The organism is Mediterraneibacter sp. 210702-DFI.3.120 (assembly GCF_020561005.1).
Lineage (GTDB): Bacteria > Bacillota > Clostridia > Lachnospirales > Lachnospiraceae > Mediterraneibacter > Mediterraneibacter faecis.
The window spans coordinates 83,528-99,084 of the sequence record NZ_JAJCNG010000012.1; the positions used below are offsets into that span (position 1 = coordinate 83,528).

The following is a 15,557-nucleotide window of genomic DNA, read 5'->3' on the forward strand; positions in this document are numbered from 1 at the left end:
ATCATTTCAGGCAATGCTATAGCCAGAGGTGATGATTATGAATAAAAATGAAAGACCGGCCTTTTTGAAAGGAAAGGGAGCTGCAGTTGGCGCAGTACTTTGTTTTGTTGCGGTAATTACAATGGTTGGGAGCTACACATACAATCATTACAAAAAAGATATGGAGCAGGAGATCAAAGATGCGCAAACAACAGCAGAACAGCTTACAGAAGATGATAGTACATTGGCGAATACAGATGATATTCTTCCTACAGACACAGATTCAGAAGAGGATAATGCAGAAAACCAGGAATCCCAAAAGGATGTTCAGCAAGAGAATGAAAACAGTATGGAGAATGGAAATACATCCACAGAGGAAATTCAAAGCACGGCATCTTCAAATACACAGAATGTGTGGTTTACTCAGGAAAGCACACTTGCCTGGCCGGCAAGCGGAGCAACACTTTTGAGTTTTAGTATGGATCATACAGTATATTTTCCAACATTGGAGCAGTATAAATATAATCCTGCACTGATTATTGGTGGAACGCAGGGAGAAGTGATCCACGCAGCGGCAGCAGGAGTTGTAGAGAGTATTGAACAGACTGCCCAGACAGGAACTACCGTGACACTTGATATGGGAAATGGGTATACTGCGGTTTATGGCCAGCTGGATGAAGTGGCGGCAGCAGTTGGAGATTATATTGCAGCCGGAGAGGAAGTGGGAACACTGAATTCACCGACGAAATATTATAGTGTCGAAGGACCAAATTTATATTTTGAAATTATGAAAGACGGGGCGCCGGTTGACCCAATGAATTTTATGGAGTAAAGTTGTATTTGTTTGGATAAAATGAAGGAATCAAAAGTTTGATTACGGGTGCAGGATCAATACTATATTGTATCGGATACAGGAAAAAGTTTAAGAAAAGTTTTCCTGATAATATAGTATTGGTCTTGGATAAGGGATTCATGATATAGTAAATAACATGCATCGAAAGAGTAATGCGGGAGATAGCAGAGGTGAGTTTTTGAATTATACATATATGCTAAAATGTAGTGACGGAACGTTATACACGGGCTGGACAAATGATCTGGAAAAACGTGTGGAGGCGCACAATTCAGGGAAAGGCGCAAAATATACGAAGGCACGGAGGCCAGTTGAATTGGCTTATTATGAGGAATTTGAGACAAAAGAACAGGCAATGAAACGGGAATATGCAATTAAGCAGTTAGGGAGAAAAGAGAAACAGAAACTCATTGCCGGCAAAAAAGTTAAATTATCAGATGAAAGAAAAGAGAAAGAAGATTAAAAAACCTGCCCATCAGGAAATGTTACATTCCCGATGGGCAGGTTTATCACAGCAGAAGCAATCGCATCTGCTGATAAGGTTTGTTTAGCCGAAGTATCTCTTAAGCAGTCCTTCGAATGCTTTTCCGTGTCTTGCTTCATCGCGAGCCATCTCGTGTACTGTGTCGTGGATTGCATCCAGGTTAGCAGCTTTCGCTCTCTTTGCAAGATCGAATTTACCTTCTGTAGCACCGTGCTCAGCATCAACTCTCATCTCAAGGTTTTTCTTTGTGCTGTCTGTTACAACTTCACCAAGAAGTTCAGCGAATTTTGCAGCATGCTCTGCTTCTTCGTAAGCAGCTTTTTCCCAGTAAAGTCCGATTTCCGGATATCCTTCTCTGTGAGCAACTCTTGCCATTGCAAGGTACATTCCTACTTCAGAGCACTCTCCTGCGAAGTTTGCACGAAGATCTGCAAGAATATCTTCGCTGACACCCTGTGCAACACCTACAACGTGCTCAGCAGCCCATACTTTGTCTCCTTCCTGCTCTTTGAACTTAGAAGCTGGTGCGTGACAGACTGGACATTCAGCCGGTGCAGCATCTCCTTCGTGAACATAACCACATACTGTACATACAAATTTTTTCATAATGATAATCTCCTTTTTCTTATTAATTTTTTTTATAACTTAAGACTTTCTAATGCAGTCACTGCATTCCCCATAAAACAAAGTGGAACTTGAAGTGATGATTCCATCAAAATTCTCCCCGGCCAGCCGGTTCACTTCTTCAATACTCTTCATATCCAGTTCCAGATCCAGTAACCGTCCACAGCTTGTACAGAGAAAATGATTGTGCGGAATAACATTCCCGTCAAATCGATCTCCGCCGTCAGGTGTAGGGATCTTGATTGCTTCGCCGATATCTGTCAGCAGATTCAAATTCCGGTAAACAGTACCAAGACTGATATTAGGAAAATCCTCTTTAACATGCAGATAAACAGTGTCGGCAGTGGGATGCTCTTTTGTTGAAGCGAGATAATGCTTGATAGCTTCTCGCTGTCGGCTATATTTAATTGCAGCCATAGATTCACCTCTTTCTGAAATCGAATCAATAACAGTAACGATTACTGTAATTAGAATATAACTTATATTTTTAAAATTGTCAATAGAAAAAAATAAGTTTTTTCTATTTGTTCTGACAAAATGTTACAGAATAATTAACAAAAAGGATGTTAAGCTTAATAAAAAAGGGGAATAATTACAAATAGTGGAGGGTGATAATTATGAAAAAACTATTAAAACAGTTGACATATCTATGGCTGATTGATAAAATTACGGCGTAACAAAAATTAACAATTATGTAACAATTAAAACTTCCCACAAAAGATAAGGCTTGAAATAAAGGAGGTTTTATATGAGTAACATGCGGATGAAGCATAAGCTTATCATGTCAATGATGGCAGGGATGATCATAATTCCGGGGAGTGTAGTCAGAACACAGGCGGCAGAAACTGATGACAGTGAGAAGAGTCTGGTTCCGGTTACAGGAATTGAAAACATTTTGGAAGCATCATATCAGACAGAAATAAAGAACAATATCAATCTGTATCTGGTGCCGACAGAAGAGGGAGAGTATTTGAATATAGCGTTTTCTAATACGGGGGATTATACCTATATTAGAAGCGAAGCAGATGAAAACAGTGAATGGGTTGGAAAATTATATTCTGATTCAGCGGCAGTTGTGTTGGAATATCTGGATGGATGGACAAAGATCCGGTCGGGAAATGCAGAGGGGTATGTTCCGACGGAAACATTGTTCACAGGAGAAGAAGCCCGTTCGAGGTCAGATGAGTATACAAATGAGAATGTTACAGTCACAGCAGATTGTCTGAATGTCAGAGAAGGACATGGGACAGATACTACCGTATTAACCCAGATCGGTCAGGGAGAAGAATATCTTGTGACAGCAGATCCTGTAGATGGCTGGTATCCGATACAGGTCGGTGAAGTTAATGGCTGGGTGTGCGGTGATTATGTTACAGAGGAAAGTTCTTATTCTTACGGGGAGACAAAAGAGGAAGAACAAAAACGAATGGAAGCAGAAGAAGCTGCGGCTGCGGAGGCGGAAGCAGAAGCCCAGGCTGCAGAAGCGGCGGCTCAGTCAGTTGCGTCAGGGCAGGAAGTTATTGATTATGCCTGTCAGTTTATTGGGAATCCATATGTGTGGGGCGGTACAAGTTTAACAGATGGGGCGGATTGTTCAGGATTTGTCCAGTCCGTGTATGCACATTTTGGTATAAGCCTTCCACGAACTTCTTATGAACAGCGAAGTGCAGGATATGAAGTGAGTTATGAAGATGCACAGCCAGGGGATCTTATCTTATATGAAGGACATGTTGGTTTATATATAGGAAATGATCAGATCGTAAATGCAATGAATGAAGCTCAGGGAATTGGCATCAGCAGTGCGACGTATACGAATATCGTGGCTGTCAGACGGATTTATTAAAGAATAATAGAAAGAAAACGATGCATTGTCCAGAATATGTGTGGGAAATGAAAGATTTGACTGTAAATTCTAAAATCGGTATTTTCCAAGAAAAATATACGGATAGTCAAAATGCACAAAATATGACAAGAATATTCAAAATAGCAAAAAAATGAAAAAAAGTAGTTTTCAACTTATCAACATTGAAAAATCGAAAAAATGAGGAAAAATAAAAGATTCCCTGAAAGTTATCCACATTATCAACAAAGAAAGATGTGAATAGTGTGGATAACTTTTGGAAATAAAAAGAACATTCGTTTTGGTCATTGTTATGAAAATGACGATTTGTCGAAAAAAAAAAGAAAACTGATTGACTTTTGAGTAGTGTGATAAACGGAAAAAGTTGCGTGAAAAATTCAGAAAATTTTATAGAATGATAATGAAAATAAGGTTGCTAAATCATAGATCAGGGATTATAATAAAAATTACTGTTCAAGGGTGACAGAAATTAATTGAAAATAGAAATATGTAAGGAGGAAACAGTGATGGCAATTTCTAAAAGCACAACAATTGGCGAACTTCTGGTAACATTTCCAGAGTCAGCTCCGATTTTGATGGAGATTGGTATGCATTGTCTTGGATGCCCGTCATCTCAGATGGAGTCTCTTGAGGAAGCAGCTATGGTTCATGGAATTGATGCAGATCTGCTTGTAGAGAAGATCAATGCAGCAATGGCAGCCGCTGGTAAATAATTAAGAGAAAAGATATACAAGAAGCTGTTGTGCTCTCAAAAAAGAGAGTATGGCAGCTTTTTTATATATTAGGAAAGTGCTTTCCTAATATATAAAAAACGCTCCGCTAAGGATGCGCACTGCGGCGTACAATGTAGATGTCGCAAGCGGTCTACGTTTCCACTTCGGTCCTTGCTAAACAAGCGCCACTGGCGCTTAGCAACGCCGCAGGCGCAAGAATGTGCAAGGCACATTCTTTGTTCGTATCGTTAAAAGTTTTTGTGGATAACAAGTGAAAAAGACGGCCTGAAGTGTGGGAAAAGTTATTCCCATAATTCCAGACCGTCTTTTTTATTCGTTGTTTAAATTGTGGATAACTTCTGAATTGCGTCTGCGGAAACAATGATTTTGCAATGCTCCTCCAGAAATGCAAGAACAGAAGAATCTCCCTTCTCAGGGGAACTGTACTCCGAAAGCATATTACATACTTTATTAAATTCCTGATCTGCGCCATCAGCAGGTGCCAGCGCAAGGATAAAGGTATTATTATTCTCCTCGTCCTTATATAATGTATTTGCACCTGTATAGAACGGAGCAAGCAGGCGGGAAGCCTCAATTACGGAATCTAATGTGTCGAAGGAGAACAGGCGAACCGGAAATGTCGGTACTGTTTCTTTAGGTTCCGGATCTTTTGCTTCGGAAGCTACTTCCTTCACTTTGTTAAGCAGATCAAAGAATTCATCTGCGCCCTGAAGCTTTTCAAGAACATTGCTGTTCAGTGTATCAGAATCTCCGGCAGGTGTAAACTTGGAAAAACGTGTATCAAGTTCTTCCGGATCCTCCACCTTTGTTATGATTAAGGTGATAGAGTCTGAAGAAGAAGGAATTGCTTCTATCATCAGAGGAAGGTCATCTGTCTCGAATCCAAAGTCGAAAGAGGCCTGCTGCATCATATCTCGAAATAGTGATTTTGCTTTCTCGGTACCATAAGCCAGTTCGCTGATCTTGAGATTGCGGGCTGCAAGATCGGCATGTGTCAAAGTACAACGAATCTGATTGTCATTGATTTTTTCAATTTTCATATGATCACATCCTTATGTCTTATGATATTAAGATAATCTGTGGATTAAGAACTGTTCATTATGTTCATAACTAGATATATCTTTTCATTGTTTAGTATAAACAAAAAAAGAAAAGATGTAAAGGAAAACGAAAATTGTTTATAACTATTTTAGGTTATCAACAAATCCCACCCACTTATCAACAATAAACACATTGAAATTTCAAAAGGCTGCTCATATAATGGCACTTACAGAAGACACACCATTTGATAAAACAGAATGTTAAGAAAGGAGGCACTGAAAGCATTTCTGATTTTCAAAAAAATTCAATTCCCTGAAATCAAGGGAAAATTCACAATAATTATGAGAAGGAGACCCTCCGAAGATCAGGGTTGTCTTCTTGTCCGTCACTTGTTCTACAGTATGTCACAGATACCTTTTATGGTCGAAGATGGCGGACAACGTTTTATCAGGATCCCAGGAGAGAAGGAGTACATACGATATGAGAACGGAAGATGGATATAAGGAATTATATGCGGAACTAAGAGGTTATGAAGAAAAAGGAGTGGACATAGTTATGGATGGATATCCGATGAGTCCATTGCAGATTGTGACAGCATATATGGCCAGAGAAGAAGGTACTTATATGAGAGATTATGTGATTGATCCGGAAGGAAGGATAGAATCATTGGTTTTTACAGATGTGAATCATAACAGACAGGCAGAGATTACCCCTTGAACTGCCGGACAGAAGTATATTTGTAAGCTGTTATAATTGATAGAAGATGGACAGACATTTAAGGTGTAACAACTTTTTGATATGTACAACTGTTGTAGATGCAATTTGTTAATGACGCAAGATGAAAATATGATATAATGAATTTCAGAATCATTATTTTATTCAGAGATGTGGAGATATTAGAAATACACACAGCAGAGCGTAAGGAGCTGTTTGTGTAAGAAAGCGCCAGAGATATAAAAATTGTAATCAGGAGGGTTGGCATGGACAAAAGAAAAGGCAGTACCCATGCGCGAAGCAGGGGAAGAGTAGAAGGACAATCTGGACATCCGGGGAGTTCCCGGAGAAAGGGAAGACCAATGACAACAGGTAGAGGCAGAAATGGAAGGTCAGGAACACGACGTGCGAAGAAAGTGAATAGAGTGCGGAAAAGACGTAACAAAATTCTTTTCGTAATGATCATCATATTATTGATCATGATTTTGGCAGCAGGCGCAGTTTTCTTTAAGAGATACGGTTCATCAAATGAGGAAGCCGATAAAGAACAATATTATGGAATAGAAAACAGTGATGATCTGGCATTGATCATTAATAATGAAGTAGTGAAAAAAGAAGAGAGTTCCGCGGAATCTTCTTCCGATTCTTCTACAGATAGTGTTATACCAGGTAAGGTTTTTGATGGACAATATTATGTAGCATATCAGGTTCTTCGTGATAAGATAAACAGCAGATTTTACTGGGATGCGAACGAAAGGGTGCTTTTATATACCTTGCCGGATGGAAATGTTTCTGTAAGTGAGAACAGCAGTGAATATACAGCAGTGAACGAAACAAAAAGTGAAGATTATGTAATTCTTAAGACGGATGGAGATATCGCATATATCGCACTTCCGTTCATACAAGAGTATACGAATATGGAATATTCTGTGGAACAGGAACCAAACAGAGCAATTATCACATCAAAGTGGGGCGAGATCGAGACAGCAGAAGTGAAGAAAGACACACAGGTTCGTTATCTTGGTGGCGTTAAGAGTCCGATACTGACAGAAGTTAAAAAATCGGACAAGGTGACAGTGCTTGAAGACGAAGATGACTGGATGAAAGTTGCCACAGCGGATGGTTATGTAGGATATATTAAGACCAAATCTTTAAAGAACCAGAAAAAAGAAAAAACATCCAGAGATTTTACGGAACCGGTTTATTCAGACATGACAGAAGATCATTCGATCAATATGGCATGGCATAATGTGACGAATGCGGCAGCAAATAATGCGGTTCAGCAGGTACTTGCATCAACCAGTGGACTTACGACGATCGCACCAACCTGGTTTAGTCTTGCGGATACGGAAGGTAATATCAGTTCAATTGCAGATGCGGACTATGTGAATTATGCACATACGGCAGGACTGGAAGTGTGGGCTGTATTCCGGGATTTTCATGGTGGAACGAATTCCTATGATGAGACCTATGAGACATTGCGTTATACATCAAAAAGAGCAAAACTGGAAGATCAGGTTGTAGCTGCGGCAGTGGCAGCAGGAGTGGATGGAATTAATTTAGACTTTGAATTGATTTCTTCTAAGTGTGGTGTGCATTACGTGCAGCTTGTGAGAGAGCTGTCTGTGAAGTGCCACCAGAATAATCTTGTATTTTCAGTTGATAATTATGTGCCACAGTCATACAATTCACATTATGATCTTAAAGAGCAGGGGATTGTGGCAGATTACGTGGTGATTATGGCTTATGATGAACATACAGAAGGATCCTATGAAGCGGGATCAGTGGCATCGATCAGCTATTTGCAGGATGGAATAGAAAAAACATTGAAAAAGGTATCAGCTGATAAAGTAATTGCCGGAATTCCATTTTTTACCAGATTATGGTTTGAGACAGCAAAGAGCCAGGAGCAACTTTCGGAAGAAGCTGGTACAGAAGCAGCATCCTATCCGAATAAAGTATCAAGTAAGGCACTGGGAATGGAAGAAGCAGCGCAGAGTGTTGTGAATGCGGGAGCAACAGCACAGTGGGATGAAAAGACACAGCAAAACTATGCAAAATGGTCTGCGGATGGCGGAACCTACCGTATCTGGCTTGAAGATGCTCAATCATTGGAAGCAAAGCTGAAGGTGATACAGGAAAATAAACTGGCAGGTGTGGCAGAATGGAGTCTGGGAAAAGAAGAAAGCAGTGTATGGAAGCTCATTTCTCAGTATGTAAATTAAATAAAAGATAAGTTAAAAAACGGCTTCTCATTGCATATAGATAGAATATGTGAAGGGAGGTCGTTTTTTGCAAAGAAAAATCAGGTTGATGATAGGGATTCTGATTATGACAGGGCTTATCGCAGGTTGTTGGAAAGTTTCGAAAAACTTACAGAAAGAATTAAAAGAAGAAATGGAGACAATCGGAGAAGCTGAAAAGTCAGACAGGATAGTTGTTTTAGATGCAGGACATGGTGGTACTGATTCTGGGAAGGTCGGAATCAATGGAGTGAAAGAAAAAGATATCAATTTAACGATTACGAATTCTGTAAAGAAAATTTTGGAAAAAGAAAATATACAGGTAATCATGACCAGAGAAACAGATGAACAGCTTGCACAAAGTAAAGTAGAAGATTTGAAATACAGAGTAAAGATTATGAATGAAGTTTCCCCTGTATTAGCAGTCAGTATACATCAGAACAGTTATCATGAAGAAAATGTTTTCGGTGCGCAGGTCTTCTACTATCAGACATCGACGGAAGGAGAAAAAGCTGCGGGGATAATACAGGACGCTTTACAAAAGGTAAATCCGGATAATACCAAAAAGATAAAAGCAAATAATACATATTATATATTAAAAAAGACGGAAGTACCTACAGTGATCGTAGAATGTGGTTTTTTGAGTAACTATAAAGAAGCACAGAAGCTGGTTACGGAAGATTATCAGAAATCAGTAGCAGAAGCAGTGGCAAAAGGAATTTTATCTTATATAAAAGAAAATGAATAGCAGAAGAGAAACAGTTTTTTTTTAGAACAAATAATGATATAATAAAATTTATGGAAACGATTATTAGAAAAATAGATAAAAACCAAATAAACCAGGATGTAATAGAAGAAGCGGGAAATGTATTAAAACAAGGAGGTCTTGTTGCATTTCCTACGGAGACGGTTTACGGACTTGGGGCGGACGCATTAAAGGAGGAGGCGGCAAAGAAAACATATGCAGCAAAAGGACGTCCATCAGATAATCCGTTGATTGTTCATATTGCAGACTATGAGGATCTGAAAAAAGTGGCGGTGAATATTCCACCGGAGACAGACGCACTGGCAGCACATTTTTGGCCAGGTCCGCTGACGATGATATTTGAAAAAAGTGAGAGTGTACCTTATGGGACAACCGGAGGATTAGATACGGTTGCGGTTCGTATGCCAAGTGATCCAATTGCAGCGGCATTGATCCGGGCGGCAGGTGGATTTGTTTCAGCACCGAGTGCGAATACATCCGGGCGTCCGAGTCCGACGACAGCAGAGCATGTGCGGGTGGATCTGGAAGGTAAGATTGATATGATCCTGGATGGAGGTGCGGTAGATATCGGATTGGAATCCACAATTCTTGACATGACGGTAGAGCCGCCGATGATTTTACGTCCGGGTGCAATTACAGCGGATATGTTTGAAGAGGTAATCGGACCGGTCGGTGTTGATGAGACATTGGTTAACAGTGAAAGCAAGCAGGCGCCGAAAGCTCCGGGAATGAAGTACCGACATTATGCACCGAAGGCGAAAATGATGATTGTGGAAGGAAATATAAGAGAAGAGATTCTTGCAATTCGTCAGCTTGCTTATGCCGCGCATCGGGAAGGGAAGGAAGTCGGAATCATTGCAACGGGGGAAACAGTTCAGTTCTATAATTATGGGATTGTGAAGAATATAGGAACCCGTGAGAATGAGAATACTATTGCAAGAAACCTTTATCGAGTGCTTCGCGAATTCGATGAAGAAGACGTTGATCTGATTTATAGTGAATCTTTTGCTATGAACGGAATAGGAAAGGCGATTATGAATCGTCTTGAAAAGGCGGCAGGACATATGCACCTGCAGGCAACAGAGATCACAAAGAAGCAGAAGTATCGCAGAGTGATTTTTGTCAGCGAGGCGGATTCGGCAGTAGGACCAATGGCGGCAGAGTTACTATGTCACCAGGATCTTGAGCAAGAGTATATTATTGAATCCGGCGGACTGGTTGTGCTTTTCCCTGAACCGGTAAACCAGAAGGCAGAGGCAATTATGAAGAGCGCTCAGATGACGTTGGAAAATCATGTGTCAAAGCAGTTTGATGGCAGCAATCTACAAGGAGATACACTTGTATTGACATTGAATGAGACAATTAAGAACAAAGTTCTTTCGGATTATGAAAATGTAAAAAATGTATATACAATAAATGAATTTGTTGGAGTATCAGAAGAACTTCCGAATCCTTATGGAAAACCCCTGACAGCTTATGGAGAATGTTTTGAGATACTGACAGGGCTTATAGATAAACTTGCAGACAAACTGAATTCATATGCAAAAGGAGAAGAATAATGTCAGATAAAAGAACAGATTATTTATCATGGGATGAATATTTTATGGGCGTGGCAATGCTTTCCGGAATGCGATCAAAAGACCCGAATACACAGGTTGGGTGTTGTATTGTAAGTCAGGATAATAAGATTCTTTCCATGGGATATAATGGTCTTCCGATGGGATGTTCTGATGATGAATTCCCATGGGCGCGCGAAGGCGAAGATCCGTTAGAGACAAAATATGTATATACAACGCATAGTGAATTGAATGCAATTCTGAATTATAATGGCGGAAGTCTTGCGGGAGCAAAACTTTACGTATCTCTTTTTCCGTGCAATGAATGCGCAAAAGCAATTATTCAGGCAGGAATTAAAGAAGTTATTTATGATTGTGACAAATACGCGGATACAGCGGGAGTGAAAGCATCAAAACGAATGATGGATGCAGCAGGAGTGAGATATCACCAGTACCATCGAACAGGCAGAAAAATTGAATTTGAGATATAAAAATACAGGTACGCTTGCATTGCGCTTGCGTACCTGTTTCAAAGAAAAGGGAGATAGAAGAAATGATTCGGACAATACGTGTAGAAGAAATAACAAAAAACATCAAAGAAATGTGCATTGAAGCAAATCATTTTCTGTCACCAGATATGGCAGAGGCAATGAAATGTGCCGAAAAGAATGAGGAAGCACCACTTGGAAAACAGATATTGGAACAGTTGCAAGAGAATTTGAAGATTGCAGGAGAGGATATGATTCCGATTTGCCAGGATACAGGAATGGCGGTAGTGTTTCTTGAGATTGGCCAGGATGCTCATCTTGAAGGAGGAGCATTGGAAGATGCGGTAAATGAAGGCGTACGTCAAGGTTATGTAGAAGGTTATCTTCGTAAATCAGTCGTTGGAGATCCGTTGATCCGTGAGAATACAAAGGATAACACTCCGGCAGTTTTGCATACAAGAATTGTAGATGGAGACCAGGTAAAGATAAAAGTAGCACCGAAAGGTTTCGGAAGCGAGAATATGAGTCGTGTATTTATGCTGAAACCGGCAGAAGGAATTGAAGGTGTAAAAGATGCGGTTCTTACTGCGGTAAAAGATGCCGGACCGAATGCGTGCCCGCCAATGGTGGTTGGTGTTGGAATTGGTGGTACATTTGAAAAATGCGCTTTGATGGCCAAAGAAGCTCTGACACGTGAAGTCGGATCACATTCAGAAATTGAATACGTAAAAGAGTTGGAAGAAGAACTCCTTACAAAAATAAATAGCCTTGGTATCGGACCTGGTGGACTTGGAGGGACAACAACAGCACTTGCGGTGAATATTAATACTTATCCAACACATATCGCGGGACTTCCGGTGGCGGTTAATATTTGCTGTCATGTAAATCGTCATGTGATTCGTACAATTTAATTCAACAGGCTAAGTGAAAGAGGAAAGTGAAATGGACAAGCATATAACAGTACCAATGAAGAAAGAGACCGTGGCAACACTGAAGGCAGGAGATTATGTTTATCTTACAGGAACGGTCTATACAGCAAGAGATGCAGCGCATAAAAGAATGTATGAGATTTTACAGGAAGGCGGGGAACTTCCAATTGATATTCAAGGTCAGGTGATTTATTACATGGGACCATCACCGGCAAGAGAAGGACGCCCAATTGGCTCGGCAGGACCGACGACAGCAAGCAGAATGGATAAATACGCACCTCAGCTCCTGGATCTTGGGCTTGGTGCTATGATAGGAAAAGGAAAAAGAAATCAAGCGGTAATTGATGCAATTGTACGCAATGGTTCAGTATATTTTGCGGCTGTTGGTGGAGCAGGGGCGCTTCTTTCAAAATGTATCACATCTTCAGAAGTGGTAGCGTATGACGATCTTGGAACAGAAGCGATCAGAAAACTGACAGTTGAAAATTTTCCGGTGATTGTAGTAATAGATAAAGATGGGAATAATCTTTATGAAACGGCAATTAAGGATTATTGCAGAATGGAGGAGAATGCATGAGAAGAATTCTACTGATGGTATTGCGGAATCTGTTGATCGTGCCGGGGGGATGGATTAAACTCTGCTATCGGGCTTCACATGTGGATAAATATACAGAAGAAGATAATTATGAATTTTTGCGTTGGATTGTTTTTCGTGCAAATAAAGGCGGAAATGTAACAATCGATGTACATGGACAGGAGAATATTCCAAAGCAGGATGGATTTATGTTTTTTCCAAATCATCAAGGTTTGTATGATGTATTGGCAATTGTTGAAGCGTGTACGCACCCTTTTTCTGTTGTAGCTAAAAAAGAAGTGGAAAACGTTCCGTTTTTAAAACAGGTATTTAAAATCATGAAAGCATTTATGATTGATCGTGAGGATGTCCGTCAGGCAATGAAAACTATTACAAGTGTAACAAAAGAAGTCGTATCGGGGAGAAATTATCTTATTTTCCCAGAAGGAACGCGTTCAAAAAATGGGAATAATGTCGGTTCTTTTAAAGGGGGAAGCTTTAAAGCAGCAACCAAAGCAAAGTGCCCGATTATTCCGGTGGCACTTGTTGATTCTTTTAAACCGTTTGATACAAACAGTACCAGACCGGTGACGGTGCAGGTGCATTTTCTGAAACCAATGCTTTATGAAGATTATAAAGATATGAAGACCGTGGAAATTGCTGCTGCAGTAGAACAGCAGATCCAGGAAACAATCAATAAGAACCTGACGAAAGAAAAGGTAGAAGAGAAATGCTAAAGGAATGCTTGGATCAAGTTAGAAAAAAAGCCCCAGTGGTGCATAACATAACAAATTATGTAACAGTGAATGATGTTGCGAATGTGATTCTTGCATGTGGTGGCAGTCCAATTATGTCAGATGAGCCGGAAGATGTAGCGGACATTACATCTATATGTGGAGGGCTGAACATTAATTTGGGAACATTACATAAAACGAGTATTGAGGGAATGCTTAAAGCCGGGCATCGCTCTAATGAACTGGGACATCCGGTATTATTGGATCCGGTGGGAGCAGGAGCAAGCAGGTTCAGGACGGAGACGGCATTAAAATTAATAAAAGAGATAAAGTTTTCTGTGATTCGAGGTAATGTTTCAGAAATTAAGACGCTGGCTTACGGAAGCGGAAGTACCAAAGGCGTAGATGCTGATCTTACAGAAGCCGTTAATGAAAGAAATTTGCAACAGAGCATATCATTTATTAAAGGTTTTGCGAAAAAGAAAGAAGCAATTGTTATAATTACAGGAGCAATAGATCTTGTGACAGATGGCGAGAAATGTTATGTAATTAGAAATGGACGTTCAGAAATGGGAAGAATAACTGGCACGGGATGTCAGTTATCCGGTATTACGACCGCTTTTCTGGCAGCAAATCCGAAAAGAAAACTGGAAGCTGCTGTGGCAGCAGTTTGTATGATGGGCGTTGCCGGTGAAATAGCATGGATGAGAATGCAGGAAGGCGATGGTAACGCTACATATAGAAATAGAATTATTGATGCCATCTATAATATGACAGGAGAAAAACTGGAGAAAGGGGCTAAGTATGAGCTTTACTAAGGAACAATTAAGGGAACAGATGTTGCTGTATGCTGTTACGGACAGACATTGGCTGAATGGGCAGACGCTTTATGAACAGGTTGAGGAAGCGCTGAAAGGTGGCGCTACCTTTATTCAGTTACGTGAAAAAGATTTGACAGAAGAAGAGTTTTTAGAAGAGGCAAAAAAGATACAACAGTTATGCAAAAAATATAGAGTTCCATTCATAATTAATGATAATGTGAAGCTTGCGAAGGAAATTGATGCGGATGGAGTGCATGTTGGGCAAAGTGATATGGAAGCTCTTGATGTAAGAGCGCAGTTGGGAGAAGATAAAATCATAGGCGTCTCTGCACGGACAGTAGAGCAGGCCTTATTAGCTGAAAAGCATGGGGCAGATTATCTGGGAGTTGGAGCGGTGTTTCAAACAGGAACAAAAACAGACGCACGGGAAGTAGAACACAGTGTGTTGAAGGAAATCTGTACTAAAGTTGATATTCCGGTTGTTGCTATAGGAGGAATTACACAAGATAATGTAAAAGAGCTTTCGGGTAGTGGAATTAATGGTGTTGCAGTGATCAGTGCAATCTTTGCCCAAAAGGATATTGAGACAGCAACTGCAAAGCTGAAAAGCTGCGTAGAACAGATAGTTTAAAATTTTGTTAAAAAATGAAAAAAAGTGATTGACAAGATGACAGTGTATTGCTATAATAAATTTCGCACTGTTGGTGCACACAATTGAACAAAGCTATAGATTCTATAGTAGAATTCAGTGTACGGAGAAATACTCAAGAGGCTGAAGAGGCGCCCCTGCTAAGGGTGTAGGTCGGGTGACCGGCGCGAGGGTTCAAATCCCTCTTTCTCCGTTTAACTTAAATCAAAAGAGCGGGATGACAGAAGTTTGGCGACTTCTCCTGATTTTGAAGAAAGTTAAAAATCATGTAAAAAGAAAATAAAAAAACTTCAAAAAAGTTCTTGACTTTCTGAAAAATACATGATAATATAAATGAGCTGATTCGCTGAAACAAAGCGAAGAGGTAAGAAAAATAAAAAACTTCAAAAAGTTCTTGACAAAGCGAAATGCTTATGATAAAATAAATGAGCTGTCGCAAATGAACAAAGCGAAGTAAGAACCTTGATAACTGAACAATAGACAACAACAACCCTTGAAAATTTCTTTAAG

Annotated in this window: 17 protein-coding genes and 1 tRNA gene; 15 read left to right on the forward strand and 3 right to left on the reverse strand. The window is 40.1% G+C overall.

The window, feature by feature from the left end; genetic code table 11:
* The first annotated feature begins 37 nt into the window (after positions 1–37).
* Positions 38–811: a M23 family metallopeptidase gene (locus LI162_RS08210; RefSeq protein WP_226866405.1), complete on the forward strand. Its 774-nt coding sequence runs from the start codon at positions 38–40 to the stop codon at positions 809–811.
* A 199-nt stretch (positions 812–1,010) separates the two neighbouring features.
* Positions 1,011–1,292, forward strand: coding sequence for a GIY-YIG nuclease family protein (locus LI162_RS08215; protein ID WP_055145063.1), 282 nt, complete (start codon positions 1,011–1,013; stop codon positions 1,290–1,292).
* 84 nt (positions 1,293–1,376) lie between these two features.
* Here the strand turns inward: LI162_RS08215 and LI162_RS08220 are convergent, their stop codons facing one another.
* Both LI162_RS08220 and LI162_RS08225 read right to left on the reverse strand, forming a co-directional pair.
* Positions 1,377–1,919, reverse strand: coding sequence for an NADH peroxidase (locus tag LI162_RS08220; RefSeq protein WP_015527602.1), 543 nt, complete (start codon positions 1,917–1,919; stop codon positions 1,377–1,379).
* A gap of 39 nt (positions 1,920–1,958) precedes the next feature.
* Positions 1,959–2,354 carry a Fur family transcriptional regulator gene (locus LI162_RS08225; RefSeq protein WP_015527601.1) on the reverse strand — a complete coding sequence of 132 codons (396 nt, stop codon included), beginning with the start codon at positions 2,352–2,354 and terminating at the stop codon, positions 1,959–1,961.
* Between the two features lie 331 nt (positions 2,355–2,685).
* Between LI162_RS08225 and LI162_RS08230 the strand changes: the two genes are divergently transcribed.
* Positions 2,686–3,780, forward strand: coding sequence for a C40 family peptidase (locus tag LI162_RS08230; RefSeq protein ID WP_117861313.1), 1,095 nt, complete (start codon positions 2,686–2,688; stop codon positions 3,778–3,780).
* 524 nt (positions 3,781–4,304) lie between these two features.
* Positions 4,305–4,511, forward strand: a complete 207-nt coding sequence (locus LI162_RS08235; RefSeq protein WP_015527597.1) for a DUF1858 domain-containing protein — start codon at positions 4,305–4,307, stop codon at positions 4,509–4,511.
* A gap of 341 nt (positions 4,512–4,852) precedes the next feature.
* Here LI162_RS08235 and LI162_RS08240 read toward each other — a convergent pair whose 3' ends face one another.
* Positions 4,853–5,572 (reverse strand): adaptor protein MecA, encoded by a 720-nt coding sequence (locus LI162_RS08240; protein WP_020436679.1) that lies wholly within the window; start codon positions 5,570–5,572, stop codon positions 4,853–4,855.
* Positions 5,573–6,053: 481 nt separating this feature from the next.
* Between LI162_RS08240 and LI162_RS08245 the strand changes: the two genes are divergently transcribed.
* The 11 genes from LI162_RS08245 (at position 6,054) to LI162_RS08295 (ending at position 15,240) form a co-directional block, all read left to right on the forward strand.
* A complete protein-coding gene (locus LI162_RS08245) occupies positions 6,054–6,290 on the forward strand; it encodes a hypothetical protein (RefSeq protein ID WP_015527594.1) in 237 nt (78 codons plus the stop codon).
* A gap of 263 nt (positions 6,291–6,553) precedes the next feature.
* Positions 6,554–8,512 carry a glycosyl hydrolase family 18 protein gene (locus LI162_RS08250; protein ID WP_227156248.1) on the forward strand — a complete coding sequence of 653 codons (1,959 nt, stop codon included), beginning with the start codon at positions 6,554–6,556 and terminating at the stop codon, positions 8,510–8,512.
* A 67-nt stretch (positions 8,513–8,579) separates the two neighbouring features.
* The gene (locus tag LI162_RS08255; RefSeq protein WP_227156250.1) at positions 8,580–9,278 is read left to right on the forward strand and encodes an N-acetylmuramoyl-L-alanine amidase family protein; all 699 of its coding nucleotides are present in this window, start codon (positions 8,580–8,582) and stop codon (positions 9,276–9,278) included.
* Between the two features lie 50 nt (positions 9,279–9,328).
* On the forward strand, positions 9,329–10,855 hold the full coding sequence (locus LI162_RS08260; RefSeq protein WP_015527546.1) for an L-threonylcarbamoyladenylate synthase: 1,527 nt from the start codon (positions 9,329–9,331) through the stop codon (positions 10,853–10,855).
* Positions 10,855–11,343 carry a deoxycytidylate deaminase gene (locus tag LI162_RS08265; RefSeq protein ID WP_015527545.1) on the forward strand — a complete coding sequence of 163 codons (489 nt, stop codon included), beginning with the start codon at positions 10,855–10,857 and terminating at the stop codon, positions 11,341–11,343. Before LI162_RS08260 ends, LI162_RS08265 begins: the two co-directional genes overlap by 1 nt.
* Before the next feature lie 62 nt (positions 11,344–11,405).
* Positions 11,406–12,251, forward strand: coding sequence for a fumarate hydratase (locus tag LI162_RS08270; protein WP_227156252.1), 846 nt, complete (start codon positions 11,406–11,408; stop codon positions 12,249–12,251).
* 31 nt (positions 12,252–12,282) lie between these two features.
* Entirely contained in the window at positions 12,283–12,846 is a 564-nt protein-coding gene (locus LI162_RS08275; RefSeq protein ID WP_015527543.1) for a Fe-S-containing hydro-lyase, read from the forward strand.
* On the forward strand, positions 12,843–13,580 hold the full coding sequence (locus tag LI162_RS08280) for a lysophospholipid acyltransferase family protein (RefSeq protein ID WP_020436674.1): 738 nt from the start codon (positions 12,843–12,845) through the stop codon (positions 13,578–13,580). Before LI162_RS08275 ends, LI162_RS08280 begins: the two co-directional genes overlap by 4 nt.
* On the forward strand, positions 13,574–14,395 hold the full coding sequence (gene thiM / locus LI162_RS08285) for a hydroxyethylthiazole kinase (RefSeq protein WP_020436673.1): 822 nt from the start codon (positions 13,574–13,576) through the stop codon (positions 14,393–14,395). The genes LI162_RS08280 and thiM overlap by 7 nt, the downstream gene beginning before the upstream one ends.
* The gene (gene thiE, locus LI162_RS08290) at positions 14,382–15,029 is read left to right on the forward strand and encodes a thiamine phosphate synthase (RefSeq protein WP_118178212.1); all 648 of its coding nucleotides are present in this window, start codon (positions 14,382–14,384) and stop codon (positions 15,027–15,029) included. Before thiM ends, thiE begins: the two co-directional genes overlap by 14 nt.
* Before the next feature lie 123 nt (positions 15,030–15,152).
* Positions 15,153–15,240: transfer RNA gene (locus tag LI162_RS08295), tRNA-Ser, on the forward strand.
* Positions 15,241–15,557 lie beyond the last annotated feature (317 nt).

Coding starts and splice junctions, on each gene's coding strand:
- LI162_RS08210 (WP_226866405.1), top strand. CDS start 38: ATGAATAAAAATGAAAGACCGGCCTTTTTGAAAGGAAAGGGAGCTGCA.
- LI162_RS08220 (WP_015527602.1), bottom strand. CDS start 1,919: ATGAAAAAATTTGTATGTACAGTATGTGGTTATGTTCACGAAGGAGAT.
- LI162_RS08225 (WP_015527601.1), bottom strand. CDS start 2,354: ATGGCTGCAATTAAATATAGCCGACAGCGAGAAGCTATCAAGCATTAT.
- LI162_RS08230 (WP_117861313.1), top strand. CDS start 2,686: ATGAGTAACATGCGGATGAAGCATAAGCTTATCATGTCAATGATGGCA.
- LI162_RS08235 (WP_015527597.1), top strand. CDS start 4,305: ATGGCAATTTCTAAAAGCACAACAATTGGCGAACTTCTGGTAACATTT.
- LI162_RS08240 (WP_020436679.1), bottom strand. CDS start 5,572: ATGAAAATTGAAAAAATCAATGACAATCAGATTCGTTGTACTTTGACA.
- LI162_RS08245 (WP_015527594.1), top strand. CDS start 6,054: ATGAGAACGGAAGATGGATATAAGGAATTATATGCGGAACTAAGAGGT.
- LI162_RS08250 (WP_227156248.1), top strand. CDS start 6,554: ATGGACAAAAGAAAAGGCAGTACCCATGCGCGAAGCAGGGGAAGAGTA.
- LI162_RS08260 (WP_015527546.1), top strand. CDS start 9,329: ATGGAAACGATTATTAGAAAAATAGATAAAAACCAAATAAACCAGGAT.
- LI162_RS08265 (WP_015527545.1), top strand. CDS start 10,855: ATGTCAGATAAAAGAACAGATTATTTATCATGGGATGAATATTTTATG.
- LI162_RS08270 (WP_227156252.1), top strand. CDS start 11,406: ATGATTCGGACAATACGTGTAGAAGAAATAACAAAAAACATCAAAGAA.
- LI162_RS08275 (WP_015527543.1), top strand. CDS start 12,283: ATGGACAAGCATATAACAGTACCAATGAAGAAAGAGACCGTGGCAACA.
- LI162_RS08280 (WP_020436674.1), top strand. CDS start 12,843: ATGAGAAGAATTCTACTGATGGTATTGCGGAATCTGTTGATCGTGCCG.
- thiM (WP_020436673.1), top strand. CDS start 13,574: ATGCTAAAGGAATGCTTGGATCAAGTTAGAAAAAAAGCCCCAGTGGTG.
- thiE (WP_118178212.1), top strand. CDS start 14,382: ATGAGCTTTACTAAGGAACAATTAAGGGAACAGATGTTGCTGTATGCT.